The 14,947-nt window shown below is 46.0% G+C and carries 15 protein-coding genes; 10 read left to right on the forward strand and 5 right to left on the reverse strand.

The genetic code is table 11. The features are described 5' to 3' along the window. Positions 1–61 precede the first annotated feature (61 nt). Positions 62–1,111: a glycoside hydrolase family 130 protein gene (locus EWM62_RS05120; RefSeq protein WP_129875582.1), complete on the forward strand. Its 1,050-nt coding sequence runs from the start codon at positions 62–64 to the stop codon at positions 1,109–1,111. A gap of 92 nt (positions 1,112–1,203) precedes the next feature. Then, complete coding sequence (gene uxaC / locus EWM62_RS05125) at positions 1,204–2,610, forward strand: glucuronate isomerase (RefSeq protein ID WP_129875583.1); 1,407 nt, start codon at positions 1,204–1,206, stop codon at positions 2,608–2,610. Here uxaC and EWM62_RS05130 read toward each other — a convergent pair. Then, on the reverse strand, positions 2,600–4,432 hold the full coding sequence (locus tag EWM62_RS05130; protein WP_162499781.1) for a tetratricopeptide repeat-containing sensor histidine kinase: 1,833 nt from the start codon (positions 4,430–4,432) through the stop codon (positions 2,600–2,602). The two genes, uxaC and EWM62_RS05130, sit on opposite strands and share 11 nt — an antisense overlap. A 314-nt stretch (positions 4,433–4,746) precedes the next feature. On the opposite strand from EWM62_RS05130, the gene EWM62_RS05135 reads away from it, so the two are divergent. The 5 genes from EWM62_RS05135 to EWM62_RS05155 all read left to right on the forward strand — a co-directional run bounded on the left by EWM62_RS05135 (position 4,747) and on the right by EWM62_RS05155 (position 9,216). After that, positions 4,747–5,904 carry an acyltransferase family protein gene (locus EWM62_RS05135; RefSeq protein WP_129875585.1) on the forward strand — a complete coding sequence of 386 codons (1,158 nt, stop codon included), beginning with the start codon at positions 4,747–4,749 and terminating at the stop codon, positions 5,902–5,904. 15 nt (positions 5,905–5,919) lie between these two features. After that, a complete protein-coding gene (locus EWM62_RS05140) occupies positions 5,920–6,843 on the forward strand; it encodes a ChbG/HpnK family deacetylase (protein WP_129875586.1) in 924 nt (307 codons plus the stop codon). Between the two features lies 1 nt (position 6,844). Then, positions 6,845–7,231 carry a hypothetical protein gene (locus tag EWM62_RS05145; protein WP_129875587.1) on the forward strand — a complete coding sequence of 129 codons (387 nt, stop codon included), beginning with the start codon at positions 6,845–6,847 and terminating at the stop codon, positions 7,229–7,231. Between the two features lie 7 nt (positions 7,232–7,238). After that, positions 7,239–8,774 (forward strand): FAD-dependent oxidoreductase, encoded by a 1,536-nt coding sequence (locus EWM62_RS05150; RefSeq protein WP_129875588.1) that lies wholly within the window; start codon positions 7,239–7,241, stop codon positions 8,772–8,774. Positions 8,775–8,835: 61 nt separating this feature from the next. Then, positions 8,836–9,216, forward strand: a complete 381-nt coding sequence (locus EWM62_RS05155) for a hypothetical protein (RefSeq protein WP_203234992.1) — start codon at positions 8,836–8,838, stop codon at positions 9,214–9,216. 7 nt (positions 9,217–9,223) lie between these two features. On the opposite strand, the gene EWM62_RS05160 is transcribed toward EWM62_RS05155, so the two are convergent. The 3 genes from EWM62_RS05160 to EWM62_RS05170 form a co-directional block, all read right to left on the reverse strand. After that, entirely contained in the window at positions 9,224–10,525 is a 1,302-nt protein-coding gene (locus tag EWM62_RS05160) for an NAD(P)/FAD-dependent oxidoreductase (RefSeq protein ID WP_129875590.1), read from the reverse strand. A 267-nt stretch (positions 10,526–10,792) separates the two neighbouring features. After that, entirely contained in the window at positions 10,793–11,650 is an 858-nt protein-coding gene (locus EWM62_RS05165; RefSeq protein WP_129875591.1) for a sigma-70 family RNA polymerase sigma factor, read from the reverse strand. A gap of 149 nt (positions 11,651–11,799) precedes the next feature. Next, positions 11,800–11,991, reverse strand: coding sequence for a cold-shock protein (locus tag EWM62_RS05170; protein ID WP_129875592.1), 192 nt, complete (start codon positions 11,989–11,991; stop codon positions 11,800–11,802). A 255-nt stretch (positions 11,992–12,246) separates the two neighbouring features. Between EWM62_RS05170 and msrA the strand changes: the two genes are divergently transcribed. Both msrA and msrB read left to right on the forward strand, forming a co-directional pair. Continuing rightward, complete coding sequence (gene msrA / locus EWM62_RS05175) at positions 12,247–12,879, forward strand: peptide-methionine (S)-S-oxide reductase MsrA (RefSeq protein ID WP_129875593.1); 633 nt, start codon at positions 12,247–12,249, stop codon at positions 12,877–12,879. A 3-nt stretch (positions 12,880–12,882) separates the two neighbouring features. Then, positions 12,883–13,398 carry a peptide-methionine (R)-S-oxide reductase MsrB gene (msrB, locus tag EWM62_RS05180; protein WP_129875594.1) on the forward strand — a complete coding sequence of 172 codons (516 nt, stop codon included), beginning with the start codon at positions 12,883–12,885 and terminating at the stop codon, positions 13,396–13,398. A gap of 62 nt (positions 13,399–13,460) precedes the next feature. Here msrB and EWM62_RS05185 read toward each other — a convergent pair whose 3' ends face one another. Continuing rightward, positions 13,461–14,345, reverse strand: coding sequence for an NAD(P)H-binding protein (locus tag EWM62_RS05185; RefSeq protein ID WP_129875595.1), 885 nt, complete (start codon positions 14,343–14,345; stop codon positions 13,461–13,463). Positions 14,346–14,428: 83 nt separating this feature from the next. Here EWM62_RS05185 and EWM62_RS05190 point away from each other — a divergent pair, with 83 nt between their 5' ends. After that, on the forward strand, positions 14,429–14,782 hold the full coding sequence (locus tag EWM62_RS05190) for a winged helix-turn-helix transcriptional regulator (RefSeq protein ID WP_129875596.1): 354 nt from the start codon (positions 14,429–14,431) through the stop codon (positions 14,780–14,782). Positions 14,783–14,947: the final 165 nt, after the last annotated feature.

A 14,947-nucleotide genomic window follows, 5' to 3' on the forward strand; every position in this document is an offset into this window, starting at 1 on the left:
AATTGATGTTAGATATAAACCATTAAGAGGCAAAAATGTTAGGGATACATAACAACTATTTATGGCAGATATTGCAAAACGTTTCCCGCAAAACCCCTTATTGGCGCCAAAAGACCTTAAAGCCACCAGCGAAGGCCTGCATATAGCCTGTTTATTAAACCCCGGTGTTTTTAGGTTTGATGGCAAGATATGGCTATTGGTGAGGGTTGCCGAGCGCCCGCAGCAAAGCGAGGTACATGTATCCTTCCCGATACTGACCGCAACCGGCGATACGCAGATCATGGAAATTGCCCTGGATGATGCCGACCTGATAGCTACCGATGCCAGGGTAGTAAGGTATAAGGGGGTAGATTACCTCACCACCTTATCGCACCTGCGCCTGCTTAACAGCGATGATGGCGTGCATTTTACCGAGCCGGAGGATTATAATAAATTATTTGGCAGCGGCCCGCTGCAAACCTTCGGGATTGAAGATTGCCGGGTTACCTGTTTGCAAGGAACGTATTATTTAACTTTTACCGCCGTATCTGATAGCGGGGTGGGCGTGGGCATGCGTACCACAACCGATTGGAAAGCCTTTCAATCGCATGGGATGATATTGCCACCGCATAACAAGGACGTCGCCATTTTTGAAGAGAAAATAAACGGATTGTATTATGCCCTGCACCGGCCCAGCAGTGTAGATATTGGCGGCAACTATATCTGGATAGCCCAATCGCCCGATGGCGACCACTGGGGCAACCATAAATGTATTGTTAAAACCCGGCCGGGCATGTGGGACAGCGCCCGTGTTGGCGCAGGCGCGGCACCCATAAAAACCGAAAAAGGCTGGCTGGAAATTTACCACGGCGCCACCAAAGAGCACCGTTACTGTTTAGGCGCGGTTTTGCTGGATCTTAACGACCCTTCCATCGTGCTGGCCCGCACCACCGAACCCATTATGGAACCTACCGAGGCTTATGAAACCACCGGCTTTTTTGGCCACGTGGTTTTCACCAACGGCCATGTAGTTGATGGCGATACCATTACCATATACTATGGCGCTGCCGACGAGTATGTATGCGGCGCTAAATTTTCGATAGCAGAGATATTTGAAGCGTTGGAAATTTAGGTAGAAGTACTTTTAACAACTAAAACGTTTGCGCAATTGTGCTTAACATGTATCAAAAATGTTTAATACATTGCCTTTTCTAATAACCTGTTATGAAAAGCTTTTTAGATGAGGATTTTTTGCTGCATTCTGATACCGCCCGCGAATTGTATCACGATCATGCGAAGAATCTCCCCATTATAGATTACCACTGCCATTTACCGCCCGGGCAAATTGCGGGCAATATCAATTTTAACAACCTAACACACGCCTGGCTCAACGGCGACCACTATAAATGGCGCGCTATGCGGGCAAATGGCGTAAACGAGGCCTACATAACCGGCAATAAACCCGATAACGAGAAGTTTGAGCAATGGGCTGCAACTGTGCCTTATACCTTACGCAACCCGCTGTACCATTGGACACACCTGGAGCTTCAGCGTTATTTTGGCATTACATCGCGCCTGATGCCCGGCACGGCCGATTTTATTTATGACGATTGCACCGAAAAACTGCAAAGCCCCGCATACTCGGTACACGGCCTTCTCGAAAAAATGAATGTAGAGGTAATATGCACTACCGACGACCCGCTGGATGACCTTAGCCACCACGAGCAATATAAAAAGGATGGCGGCCCGGTGAAAATGTTTCCGGCGTTCAGGCCTGATAAGGCCATGCACATAGAGGATATTGCAGGCTTAAATGCATATATCACTAAACTGGAAGAGGTATCGAACACCGGCATCAATAAGTTTGACGATTATTTGTACGCGCTTAAAAACCGCCATCATTACTTTGCCGCCAATGGCTGTACCGTAGCCGACCACGGCCTTGAACACGTTTACGCCGAAGAATATACCGATGAAGAGATCCGCGAGATCTTCGATAAAGTACGCGCGGAGAAAAAGGTGACCAATACCGAAAAGATAAAATTTAAATCGGCTATGCTGTATAACTTCGCGGTTTGGAACCAGGAGAAGGATTGGGTGCAGCAATTTCATTTGGGCGCTATACGCAATAACAATAGCCGCCTGCTCAGCCAGCTTGGTCCCGATACAGGCTTTGATTCCATCGGCGATTTTAGCCAGGCCAGGCCGCTCTCTAAGTTTTTAAACAAGCTGGATAAGGACGACCGCCTTGCCAAAACCATCGTTTACAACTTAAACCCGGCCGATAACGAAATGATGGCAGCAATGGTAGGTAATTTTAACGACGGCTCGGTAGCGGGCAAGGTGCAGTTTGGCTCGGCCTGGTGGTTCCTGGATCAAAAGGACGGCATGACCAAACAGCTGAACGCCCTATCGAACATGGGCCTGCTTAGTCGTTTCATCGGTATGCTTACCGATTCGCGCAGTTTCCTGTCGTTCCCCCGCCACGAGTATTTCAGGCGCATCCTTTGCAACCTGTTTGCCCAGGATATTGAAAACGGCGAGTTGCCAAACGATATAGAATGGACAGGCAAGATCATCCAGGATATCTGCTATTACAACGCCAAAAGCTATTTTAAATTTAAGCAGTAAGCGGGATATAAATGGCAACCAGCGTACCCTTGTTCTGGTCGGACGAGATATCTACCGTGCCTTTTAAATAGGCAACGCGGGTAATGATATTCTTCAGGCCTATACCCTCGAACTTCATTTTATCGGCGGTGTTAAAGCCGATGCCGTTGTCTTCGATGGTGACTGATATATTGTCGGTTTCGCGCGTAAGGTTTATATCCAGGCGGCTTGCCCTGGAGTGTTTTATTACGTTGTTAACGCATTCCTGCACCACGCGGTAAAGCACAATCTCCACGTTATTGTCTAAACGCTCATCAAGTCCGTAGGCTTCAAGGTTTACCTTCAGGTGGTGCGAATCTATCTTATTCACAAAATCTTTTATTGCCGATGCCAGGCCTATCTTCAGCAAAATGTTCGGCATCATCTGGTGCGCTATGGTACGTACCTCCTTGCAGCTTTCGTCAACCATGGCAAGGGTTTTTTCGGCCAGCGCCTGCTCGTCAGTATTGGTTAAAACCACGCGTTCCATCAGGCTGCTCAGGTTCATACGCACCGCCGAAAACAGCTGGCCTACGCCATCGTGCAGGTCGGCCGCTATGCGTTTGCGCTCTTTTTCTTCGGCCTGTATAATGCCTTTAGTAGCTATATCCTGCTGGTTTAATATCGCTGCCTGTAACACATGCCTTTGTTTTAACCGGTAACTGCGGTACGATTGCAGCCCGATAATAATAACACCCGCAAATAAAGCCGCGATAACAATGATGGTAGTGTTGCGCCTGCTAATTTCAAATTGCTGCTGCTGTATCAGTTTTTGCCTGCGTTCGGTCTCAAATTTCACGTTCAGTTCCGACAGCTGTTTGGTGCTTTCCACATTAATGAATTTATCTTTTGTGGTAGCATACAGTTTATGGTAATTAAAGGCATCTTTATAATCCCCGGCTTTGGCGGCGGCATCGGCCATGCTTTCGTAGGCAGCTTCTACAATTTCAATGGCGTTTATTTTTTTTGCTATCGCGATGCTTTTGTTGCAATAGGCAAGCGCGTTCTTGTACTCGCCCATTTCGCCGTACAGGTTGCCAATATTGTTATAGGTAGCGGCCATCATCCATTTATCGCCTGTTTTTTCTGATAAGGCCAACGCCTTTAAATTATACTCAAGCGATGAGCCGTAGTTTTTTTGGAACTTATATACGATAGCCACGTTACTTAACGCCATCGAGATCTTGGCCGTATTATGCTGTTTGGTATAAACCGCCAACGCGCTTTTGTAGGCGCTAATGGCCTTATCGTATTTAAGCTGCTGTTCGTAAACGGTCCCCTTGTTGTTTTGGCAGTCGGCAACCAGTTCTTCATTGTTCACCTGGCGTGCAAGTGCTTCAGCTTTATCATAATAGCCAAGCGCTTCGTTAAATTTTTTCCAGCTGATGTAAAGGGCGCCAATGTGCTTATATATATGCGCGGTAAGGTCTTTATCGTTTGTTTTATCGGCTTTTTTCAACGCCAGCTCATAACTGCCAAATGCTTTTACGTTTTCGCCCTTATCGGCATATATCCGGCCTATATTAATGTGTGCCTCAATAAAATCAACGGCATTGTTTTGTTTATCAGCAGCGGCGGCTACCTCGGCATATAATAACTGGGCGGTATCTATATTGCCGCCATCTAATTGTGCCTTGGCCAGTTTCAGGCGCAGCATCAAATTGTCGGGATATTTTTTAAGCTCGGCGTTCAGGCTGTCGATATGCGGCGATTGCGCCAATATCCTGATGGGGGATAGCAATAACAAAACAATCAAAAACCTGCACAGGGCCCGCATTGTAAACTGGTTTTTACTTTTATACATATCAATAGGGATAGGTGTCAAATGCATGCGCCAAAACCGGGGGGAAGCCAAAGTGGTACATTGCAAATGATATATTAAAAGTGACAAAAGGGGTGTTTAATCCATATACCGTAAATCCCGCATTTTTATGTACCGCTGTTTGGGTAAGTAGAAAGATTATTTATAAACGTTTTGGTAACATACTTAATACAATAGGTTGATGTTGAATAATACTTCTTCAAATTATTTAAAAAGTATTCTATATTTAAATGGAAATTTCCTGAAACCATTACCGGTGGCCAGTACCGGTTTTTTAAACCTTTATTATCATCATCATGACAGCAAAAAAAGCCGCCGGCACTGCCGATGCTACTGATGTTAACACATCGCCTTTTACCTACGAACGCCTTTACTCGTTAGATGCCCTGCGGGGTTTTGATATGTTTTGGATATTGGGGGGCGAAGAGATCTTTCATACGCTGGCTAAAGCCACAGGCTCACCGTTTTGGGGAACAATAGCAAACCAGTTTACCCATCCCGATTGGAACGGATTTCATTTATATGACCTGATTTTCCCACTATTCCTGTTCCTGGCAGGTGTGGCCACCCCATACTCTATAGGCCGCGAACTGGAAAAGGGTGCTACCCGGCCGCAACTGGTGCTACGTGTTATTAAGCGCGCCGCCATTTTGGTATTGTTGGGCCTGTTGGTGAACAATGGTTTAAAAACTTTGAAATCATTCGACGAGATCCGCTTTGCATCGGTACTGGGGCGCATTGGTATCGCTTATATGTTTGCCAATATTATTTACCTATACGCCAACCGCAAATGGCAAATAGCCTGGTTTTGGGCATTTATCATCGGTTATTGGCTGCTGCTTAAATTCACAGCGGCACCGGGATTTGCCGCCGGCAACCTTACGATGGAAGGCAACTTTGCATCGTATATGGACAGGCTGATACTACCCGGCAAACTGTATTTAGGCATCCACGATCCCGAAGGGTTATTTTCTACCATCCCCGCTATTAGCACTGGTTTACTGGGCATATTGGCAGGTACATTACTTAAGACCGGGCATCAGCATAAGGGGCGCAAAGCCGCGCTGCTGGCCATAGTTGGCGTAGTGTTTTTAATAATAGCCCAGGTTTGGAACCTCGATTTTCCGATCAATAAAAACCTGTGGACAAGCTCGTTTGTGATGGAAGTAGGCGGCTTAAGCCTGCTGCTGCTGGCGCTGTTCTATTACGTGATAGATGTGCTCGGCTACAAATCGTGGGCATTCTTTTTTAAGGTGATAGGTATGAACTCCATCCTGATATACATCTCGGGCAAATTCATCAGCTGGAACTTTGCCACCAACGGTTTTTTTGGCTGGCTGGGAGAATGGGTTGGCCAGCCATACAATATAGTGGTAATGGCTATTTGCTTTATCATGGTTAAATGGATGTTCCTTTATTTTATGTACAGGAAAAAAGCCTTCCTTAAAGTATAACAGATTAACATATATATGAAAAATATAAAATTACTATTCTGCCTTATAACAAGCCTTGTTTTGTTACAAACGGCATCCGCGCAGCAAACCAAACAACTGCCAAAGCTGATGCTGCGGCTTGACGATATAGGCATGAACCATTCTGTAAATATGGCTATGCAAAAAATGGCCAATACAGGCATGCCTTTTTCGGCTTCGGTGCAGTTTGCCTGCCCCTGGTACCAGGAGGCGGTAGAGATACTGAAGAAAAACCCGCAGGTAAGCGTGGGTGTGCATCTAACCCTAACATCCGAATGGAAAAACTACCGCTGGGGACCTGTAACCGGTCGCGAAGCTGTACCAAGTCTGGTTGATGGCGTGGGTTATTTTCCGCAGTCTACCGGGGCATTCGCAAAAAGCGGGTATAAGATAGAAGAAGTGGAGAAAGAGTTATCCGCCCAAATAGAACGGGCACTGGCATCGGGCTTAAAAATCACCTACATAGATCCGCACATGGGCATTGCCTTGTCGACACCAGCTTTGCGCGCTTTGACGGAGAAACTTGCCCATAAATATAAACTGGCCATATCAACCCTGAGCGAGGTTGTTTACCTGGGCGAAACTTATAAAGAAATGTGGGGCGAGCCTGTGGCTACAAAAAAGGCGGCCTTCCTGTCGTACGTTACCAATAAGCTGAACCCGGCAAGGCCAAACCTGGTGGTAATACACGTTGCCCTGATGAATCCCGAAATGAATGCCCTTTTTGATATGAATAGCAGCATGATGAATACCAAAGCAGGCAAACCGCTAACCAGCCTGCACCGCCAAACAGAGCTGAATATGCTGCTATCGCCCGAGTTTAAAGCTTTGGTAAATAAAAAATTCAGCCTCACTAATTATACCGAACTGGTAAAAGAAAAGGGATTAAGTGCCATGAAACTGGAAACCGTAAAAAACTGATATGGAAAGAAGGTCGTTTGTTAAGTTATCTGCCTTTACCGCATTGGCGCTTTCCCTGCCCTTTGCCGAAAGCTGCAGCACCAACCCGAAGGAAAAAGCCATTGCGCAACCTTTATTGTTTTCGCATTTGGCTGATGTAAAAGGTATCCGCGAAGCAGGGGTGGATTATCGCAAAACACACAAGGCCGAAGACGATCAGCAAAAACTATCGGTGCTGCTTTTAAGCGATGCGGATAAGGCCTCGCTGAGCATCGACGAGATCCAGGCCCGGCTGGATAAGCAGGTAACCGCCGATTTTAAGGCCGGTAATACCGTAGTGGTAAAAGGCTGGGTAATGGCAGTGACCGAAGCCCGCCAATGCGCTCTTTTTTCAATCATTAAACCATAACCGGCCCATGCATACCGACGCGAGAAATATTGAGAACAATAGCCTGATAGAAGGCGATATATGCATTGTAGGATCAGGCGCCGCAGGCATTAGCATGGCGCTGGAGTGGCTGAACACGCCCTACAAGGTTATTTTACTGGAAGGCGGCGGCTTTGAGTACGAAGCGCAGATGCAGGACCTGTACAAGGGCAAAACCACCGGGCAGCGGTACTACCCGCTGGAATCGGCACGGCTGCATTACTTTGGTGGTACAACCGGGCACTGGTCGGGCTTTTGCTCTACGTTCGACCCGATAGATTTCGAGGAGCGCGATTGGGTGCCGCACAGCGGATGGCCCATAAAGCGCGAAGACCTTGACGAATACTATGCCCGCGCCCACAAAAACCTGGACCTTGGCCCTTACGAGTACAGCGCCAAATACTGGCAGGATAAAAACCCGGACTTGAAAGGATTAACCCTTGATGAAAAAACTGTTTACAATAAAATGTGGCAGTTTAGTCCGCCAACGCGCTTCGGCACCAAATACCGCGATACCATTGTAAAAGCCCCCAATATCCACCTGTATACTTATGCCAACGTAACCGATATTACGGCGAACGAGAATGCGTCGGCCATTAAAGAGGTAACCGTGAAGAACCTTGCGGGTAAACAGCATACCGTTAGGGCAAAGCAGTTCATTATTGCCTGCTGCTCTATCCAGAACGCCCGTTTGCTGCTGGCCTCCAACAAGCAAGCCCCTAAAGGCCTGGGTAACCAGAACGATAACGTGGGCCGCTACTTTATGGAGCACCTGGAAATAAAATCGGCCGAGATCTGGCTCACCAAGCCTGATGCGCTGAAGCTTTACCACTGGGAATGGGAGATTACCAAAGCCCGGGCAGAGTTGGCCATCAGTGAGGAAATGCAACGCAAACATAAGATATTGAACGGAACGGCATCATTTACGCCATTGGATATAGCCCGCAAGCAGCCTGCCTTTATCGATATCTGGACGGCCGATACCGCCCAAACCAAAAAGAACATGGCCAAATTTGACCAGTTGGGGCAGGATGGTAAAAAGAAGGAGGGATACAAAGCTTTCCAGCTATTTACGCGGGTAGAACAGGCGCCAAACCCAAATAGCCGTGTTACTTTAGATACCGACAAGGATGCCCTGGGTGTACCACGCGCTATACTGCACTGGGAACTTACACCGCTGGAGAAACACAGCCTGCGCGGTATCTACAAAATTATTGGCGAACAGGTTGGTATCAGCGCCGAAGGCAGGGTGCGGCTGTTAGACTATCTGCAGGACGAAAGCGATAACACCTGGCCTGCATTTACCGGTGGCGGCTGGCACCACATGGGCACAACCCGCATGGCAGCCAACCCTAAAAATGGGGTGGTTGATGCCAACTGCAAAGTGCACGGAATAAGCAACTTGTATATGGCCGGCGCATCGTGCTATGCTACGGCGGCAGCGCCAAACCCAACGCTGACATTGGTGGCGCTTACCATCAGGCTGGCAGATCATTTGAAGCAAAAAGTAAAATCGGCCGTTTAATAAGCTTAGCAATATGCAATTCGATCCGGAAAATCAGGTCAATAAATTATGTGCCGAGGGCATGATGTTAGAAGGCGAGGGCAAACCTGCCGAAGCATTGGCATCGTTTAAACAAGCATGGGATGCGGCCGCAAACGATACAGAAAAGTTTACTGCCGCGCACTACATTGCCCGGCATCAGCCAACCATTGCCGATAAACTGATGTGGGACGAGACAGCGTTGAACTTAGCGCTAAACATAGCTACTGATGAAATAAAAAGCATCTACCCTTCGCTTTACCTTAATGTGGCCAAATGCTACGAAGATCTGGAGGATCATCCCAAAGCACACGATAACTACCTGATGGCGCTTAATTTCGCGCCGTTTTTACCTGCCGATGGCTACGGCGATATGATAAAAGCCGGTATAAATAACGGTATAAACCGGGTTAAGGCTGATTGATATTATCTTACTCGCCCGATTTAAATATCATCCTGAAAGATTGGTCGCGGCTTAAGTAGGCAACAGCCCAGTTATAAAGCGTGCGCAGTTTGTTACGGTAATTAACCAGCGATATCAGGTGGATAAATAACCACATAAACAGCGCGATGATACCGCCAAAGTGTACCTTATGCTTAAACAGGTCAACCACGGCGCTGTTACGGCCTATGATGGCCATATCCCCCTTATCAAAATATTTAAAGGCTTTTAAAGGTTCGCCTTTAGCCATGGCGATAAAGTTGCTTGCCAGGGTACGTCCCTGTTGTATGGCAACCTGTGCTATCTGCGGGTGGCCTTTTGGGTAAGCTTCGTCTGTCGTCTGGATACTGGCATCGCCTATAGCATAAATATTATCCATGCCCTGCACTTTGTTATGCCCGTCGGTTATCATACGGCGGCCAACGCCCAGGCTGGTTACAGGGATGCCTTCAAAGGTATTGGCAGTAATGCCTGCCGCCCATATCAGCGTTCCGGCTTCAATAACTTCATCATTTGATAAGGTTACCCTGCCGTCTGCAAAATCGTTCACGTGCAGGTTCAGCTTTATTTTTACGCCAAGTTTAGTGAGCACCTTGTAGGCTTCTTTGTGCGTTTTTTCGCTCATGGCGCCCAGCAGGTTAGGGCTGCCATCTATAATATAAATAGCGCCGGGCTGCTTAGCCAGTTCGGGATAATCTTTTTTAAAGATGTAGTTCTTCATCTCGGCCAACATGCCCGATACTTCAACACCTGTTGGGCCGCCACCGGCAACTACTATGGTTAAAAGTTTTTTGCGCTCGGCAGGGTCTTTGGTGATGGTTGCGCGCTCAAGCGTTTGCAGCATGGCGTTACGCATACGCAGGCCATCGTCAATCGTTTTCATCGGGATGGCGTTTTGTTCGATGTTTTTGTTGCCAAAAAAGTTTGTTTTGGCACCTGATGCAAACACCAGGTAATCGTAATTCAGCTCGCCATCTTTTAAATAAACGGTTTGGGTGCCAGGATCAACTTTTACGGGTTCGCCCATCCTAAAGCGGATATTATCCTTACGAAACAATTTGCGGAAAGGATAACTGATGCTTGATGGTTCCAGGAAACTGGTTGATACCTGGTAAAGCAGTGGAGGGAAATAATTGTAGTTGTTTTTATCGACCAGGGTAACCTGGTAATTTTTGTTTTTTGCCACGTTTTGTGCAAAGTTTACACCGGCAAAACCTCCCCCTATAACCACAATTTTTTTAGTCCCTACAGGCCGAAGGTCGGTAGGGGCCGGGTTAGAAAGATCGCTCATTTCTGTATGTTTTTTTCGTCACCGTTATAAATGACGATGTAAATGTACGTAAAGTGTACATTATACACTATTGAAAATATTGAATTTTACATAGCGCTGATGAGCAAGCCCCCCTCTAAATCTCCCCCGGTAGGGGAGACTTTAATCACTTAATATGAATATTGTTTTTAACCCCTCTCCTTCGGGGAGGGTTTGGGTGGGGCTCCACAAAAAAACCGCTTTAAACATGTTAAAAGCGGTTTTAATATTGATGCCGGAGCAATGCTACTACAAATAGGATTGCAGGGCACCGCTACGCGATGATTGTTTTATACGTTGCAGCGCTTTGTCTTTTATCTGGCGCACCCTTTCGCGGGTTAGTACAAATTTTTCGCCTATTTCTTCTAAGGTGTGGGTGTTGTTGTTGCCCAGGCCGTAAAATAATACAAGTACTTCGCGGTCGCGCTCGCCTAATTTGGATAGCGAACGGTTAAGCTCGGTAGCAAGCGAATCGTGGATCAGCATGCTGTCGGTAGTAGGGTCGTCGTTGTGCATTACATCCAGCAGGGTACCTTCTTCGCCCTGTTGAAAAGGCGCATCGATAGATACCTGGCGGCCCGAGTTACGTAACGAGTCGGCGATCTTTTCAACCGTAGTTTCCAGGCACTCGGCCAGTTCTTCGGGGGTAGCTTCGCGCTCAAATTCCTGCTCAAGCTTCGATTGTGTTTTGCGGATCTTGCTTAGTGTGCCTATTTGGTTCAATGGCAAACGTACCGAACGCGATTGGTCTGATATGGCAGATATGATAGACTGGCGGATCCACCAAACGGCGTATGATATAAATTTAAAACCTTTGGTTTCGTCAAAACGGCGGGCGGCTTTAATCAGGCCTAAATTGCCTTCGTTAATTAAGTCGCCAAGGGTAATACCCTGGTTTTGATATTGTTTTGCTACAGATACTACAAAACGAAGGTTGGCCTTTGTAAGGCGCTCTAATGCTGCCTGGTCGCCTTCGCGTATTTTTTGTGCCAGGATAACTTCTTCCTGGGCGGTGATGAGGTCTACTTTACCGATCTCTGTTAAGTATTTATCAAGCGATTGGGTCTCGCGGTTGGTAATGGATTGACTTATTTTAAGTTGTCTCATTTAATGGGAATAATGCGGCTGCAATGCCGGCAATTAAACAATTTACTAAACTTTAAAAGAGCGGGGGACGGGCGTTTTGAATGGCCCGGAAAAAAAATAAAAGCATCCGTGTGGTTAACGGATGCTTCACGATCATTAATTATAGTGTATTAAGCTACTTTAACTTTTACCGCGTTAGGGCCTTTTTTGCCTTCTTCTACTTCATACTGTACAGTATCGTTTTCGCGGATGCGATCAACTAAACCTGATGAGTGAACAAACACTTCTTTGCCACCGTTACTTGGGGTGATGAATCCAAAACCCTTTTCTTCGTTAAAAAATTTTACTGTTCCTTGTTGCATTATATTGATTTAAATAGTGACAAATGTACCTTTAATTATTGATTAAATGGCATTATTAATTAATTGATACGCTTTTAGTTACGTTTAACGTACTATTTATACATAAAATGACAATGAATTGTTTTTAGCGGATGTAAGTTTGCGGCTGTTTGTCAGCCACGCATCACATTGTGTATTTTGTGCCGATTTAAAAATACACGCCGCAAGTTTTTACGTTTATATATAGCAAGCACATAAATGCTGTTTAAACTGAATATGAAAAAAATAACGTTCCAAATAATTTTATTGCTGGCAACAGGTTTTGCCTCTTTTACAGCATCGGCCAATAATAACCCGACCGCTAACAAAGCTAAATTGGATACCGCTACCTTTGCCACCGGTTGTTTCTGGTGTACCGAAGCAAAGTTTCAGCAGCTTAAAGGTGTTGTAAACGTGGTTTCGGGCTTTAGCGGGGGCAAGGTTGCCAACCCTACCTACGAGGAAGTTTGCACCGGTAACACCGGCCATGCCGAAGCTTGTAACATTGTTTACGACCCCGCGCAGATAAGCTACGACGAACTGCTGGCTGCATTTTTTGTAGCGCACGACCCTACACAGCTTAATCGCCAGGGTAATGATATAGGCACGCAGTATCGCTCTGCTATATTTTACCATAACGCGGCCCAAAAGCAAAAAGCGCAATATTACATTGGTAAACTGAATGCCGAGAAGGCCTACAAAAGTAAAATTGTTACCCAGGTAGCCCCGTATACTGCTTTTTACAAGGCCGAAAATTACCACCAGAATTTTTATAACCTTAATAAAAGCAACAACCAGTATTGCAGGTATGTGATACAGCCCGAATTAGAGAAGTTTAGAAAAGTATTTAAAAACAAACTGAAGAACTAAAAAATGAAAGCCATTTATATAACCGCCATATTATTTTTATGCTGCACCTGCACGTTTGCACAGCATTTAAAAGGGGCAAGGAGACACCAGAATAATCCATATTATTCAAATACCGATACCACCCCGTTAAAGGTAACCGATGCACAGTGGAAGAAGATATTACCGGCCGATTTGTACGCCACAGCCCGCGAACAGGCAACCGAGCGCCCTTTTACCGGCCAGTTTTGGAATAAAAGCGCCAAGGGTACTTATTATTGTGCTGTTTGCGGCAACAAGTTGTTTCAGTCTGACGCTAAATTTGCCAGCGATTGCGGCTGGCCAAGCTTTTACCAGCCTGTGCGCAAAAATAGTGTGATATATAAAGTTGATAACTCTTTGGGAATGGAGCGCACCGAGGTGATCTGCGCGCGTTGCCAATCGCACCTGGGGCATATATTTGATGATGGCCCTGCGCCAACCTACAAAAGGTTTTGCATGAACTCGGTTTCGTTAGATTTTCAACCGGATAGTAAGTTGTAACTACAATAATATAAAAAGCCCCGGCCTGCAAACAGGTCGGGGCTTTTTTGTACCCGTAAACATTATGCGTTAAACGCTTTTGCAAAATCAACCGCAAAGTCTTCAAGCTTTGTTTTTCCAGCAAAGGAAGGTTTGTGCTGATCGTAATCTTCAAACAAGATCCCCTTGCGTACTGCCGAGCCCATTTCTACATAGTTGCGGGCTATCTCTGGCGGCAGGCCTGCCTGTAGCATGCCCTGCAAGGCTTGTTCGTCGGTAAAGTCTACCCATTTCAGGTCGGGCTTACCAATAGCATTGCCCAAAACAGATGCTACCTCGTTAGTGGTGCGGTCGTCTGATGAAATGTACCGTACGCTGGCGCCTGTAAAATCGCTTTGCAATTCTTCGGCGGCCACATCGGCTATATCGTTGGGGTGTACCAAAACCAGCCGTGCATCCTCGCCATAATTAGCGCCAATGAAGCCCAGGTGCTTTATCATATCAATATTGGCTAATAAATTGGTGTAAAAAAATGCCGGGCGCAGGTGTTTAATGGCAACACCATTTAGCGTTTCGTAAGCTTTTTCTACATCGTGGATGCCCGAAATAGGGCCGGTATCGCCATCAATGTGCGCGCCGATGCTGCTTAGGTTCACCACTTTTGTTACGCCGGACGCTTTTATAGCCTCGGCATAGTTTTTACCAATACCGCCAATGTACTCCCGGTAATTTTCTGCGCCAAAATTGTTGGGTACCATGGTATAGATGGCATCGGCACTTTTAAAGGTGTTGGTGAGGAAATCGACATCATCAACCGAACCGATTGCCGGGATAGCGCCAAGTTTTTCGATATCTGCGGTTTTATCCGCGCTACTGCTAATTAAGGTTACGGTATGTCCGGCTTGTACTAATTTAGTTGTCAGCGGTTTGCTTATGTTGCCCAATGAGCCTGTTAATGTAATTTTCATGATAATTATTTTTTGTTTTTGTAGATGACAAAGGTATATTTGTACTTACTTTTATACAAGTACTTACCCTAAAGTATGTATCCATGACTGCCATCAAAGAAAGTTCGACACGGAACGAAAACAAGGAAATGTCTATCAACGCATGCCCTGTTAGTTATGTAATGAATAAAATAGGCGGGCATTGGAAACCCATTATCCTGTACCAGCTAATGAGCGGCCCAAAACGCTATAACGAATTAAGAAGGGCCATCCCAACCATTACCGAAAAAATGCTGATACAACACCTGAAACAGTTGCAGGCAGACGATCTGGTGACTCGCACGGCCGAACCGGTAGTGCCGCCTTTTGTAACATACGCGCTAAGCAGTGTTGGCGAAAGCCTTACACCGGTAATGGAAGCTATTGCCAATTGGGGTTTCGCGCAAACCGGCAGGTAACAAAAAAAATACTTTCGGGTTTAAATCATGCAAATGTTTAATTATTAACTATTTGCACAGGAATATAACATTACTGTGTACAACGTTTTTTTGCTTTTTAAACAATTTTTCTTTTTTTGACGTTATAATTGGCAGCTGATCACTTACAAACCAATACGCTATAGA

Source organism: Mucilaginibacter terrigena, from assembly GCF_004168255.1.
GTDB lineage: Bacteria > Bacteroidota > Bacteroidia > Sphingobacteriales > Sphingobacteriaceae > Mucilaginibacter > Mucilaginibacter terrigena.

Coding starts and splice junctions, on each gene's coding strand:
- EWM62_RS05120 (WP_129875582.1), top strand. CDS start 62: ATGGCAGATATTGCAAAACGTTTCCCGCAAAACCCCTTATTGGCGCCA.
- uxaC (WP_129875583.1), top strand. CDS start 1,204: ATGAAAAGCTTTTTAGATGAGGATTTTTTGCTGCATTCTGATACCGCC.
- EWM62_RS05130 (WP_162499781.1), bottom strand. CDS start 4,432: ATGTATAAAAGTAAAAACCAGTTTACAATGCGGGCCCTGTGCAGGTTT.
- EWM62_RS05135 (WP_129875585.1), top strand. CDS start 4,747: ATGACAGCAAAAAAAGCCGCCGGCACTGCCGATGCTACTGATGTTAAC.
- EWM62_RS05140 (WP_129875586.1), top strand. CDS start 5,920: ATGAAAAATATAAAATTACTATTCTGCCTTATAACAAGCCTTGTTTTG.
- EWM62_RS05145 (WP_129875587.1), top strand. CDS start 6,845: ATGGAAAGAAGGTCGTTTGTTAAGTTATCTGCCTTTACCGCATTGGCG.
- EWM62_RS05150 (WP_129875588.1), top strand. CDS start 7,239: ATGCATACCGACGCGAGAAATATTGAGAACAATAGCCTGATAGAAGGC.
- EWM62_RS05155 (WP_203234992.1), top strand. CDS start 8,836: ATGATGTTAGAAGGCGAGGGCAAACCTGCCGAAGCATTGGCATCGTTT.
- EWM62_RS05160 (WP_129875590.1), bottom strand. CDS start 10,525: ATGAGCGATCTTTCTAACCCGGCCCCTACCGACCTTCGGCCTGTAGGG.
- EWM62_RS05165 (WP_129875591.1), bottom strand. CDS start 11,650: ATGAGACAACTTAAAATAAGTCAATCCATTACCAACCGCGAGACCCAA.
- EWM62_RS05170 (WP_129875592.1), bottom strand. CDS start 11,991: ATGCAACAAGGAACAGTAAAATTTTTTAACGAAGAAAAGGGTTTTGGA.
- msrA (WP_129875593.1), top strand. CDS start 12,247: ATGAAAAAAATAACGTTCCAAATAATTTTATTGCTGGCAACAGGTTTT.
- msrB (WP_129875594.1), top strand. CDS start 12,883: ATGAAAGCCATTTATATAACCGCCATATTATTTTTATGCTGCACCTGC.
- EWM62_RS05185 (WP_129875595.1), bottom strand. CDS start 14,345: ATGAAAATTACATTAACAGGCTCATTGGGCAACATAAGCAAACCGCTG.
- EWM62_RS05190 (WP_129875596.1), top strand. CDS start 14,429: ATGACTGCCATCAAAGAAAGTTCGACACGGAACGAAAACAAGGAAATG.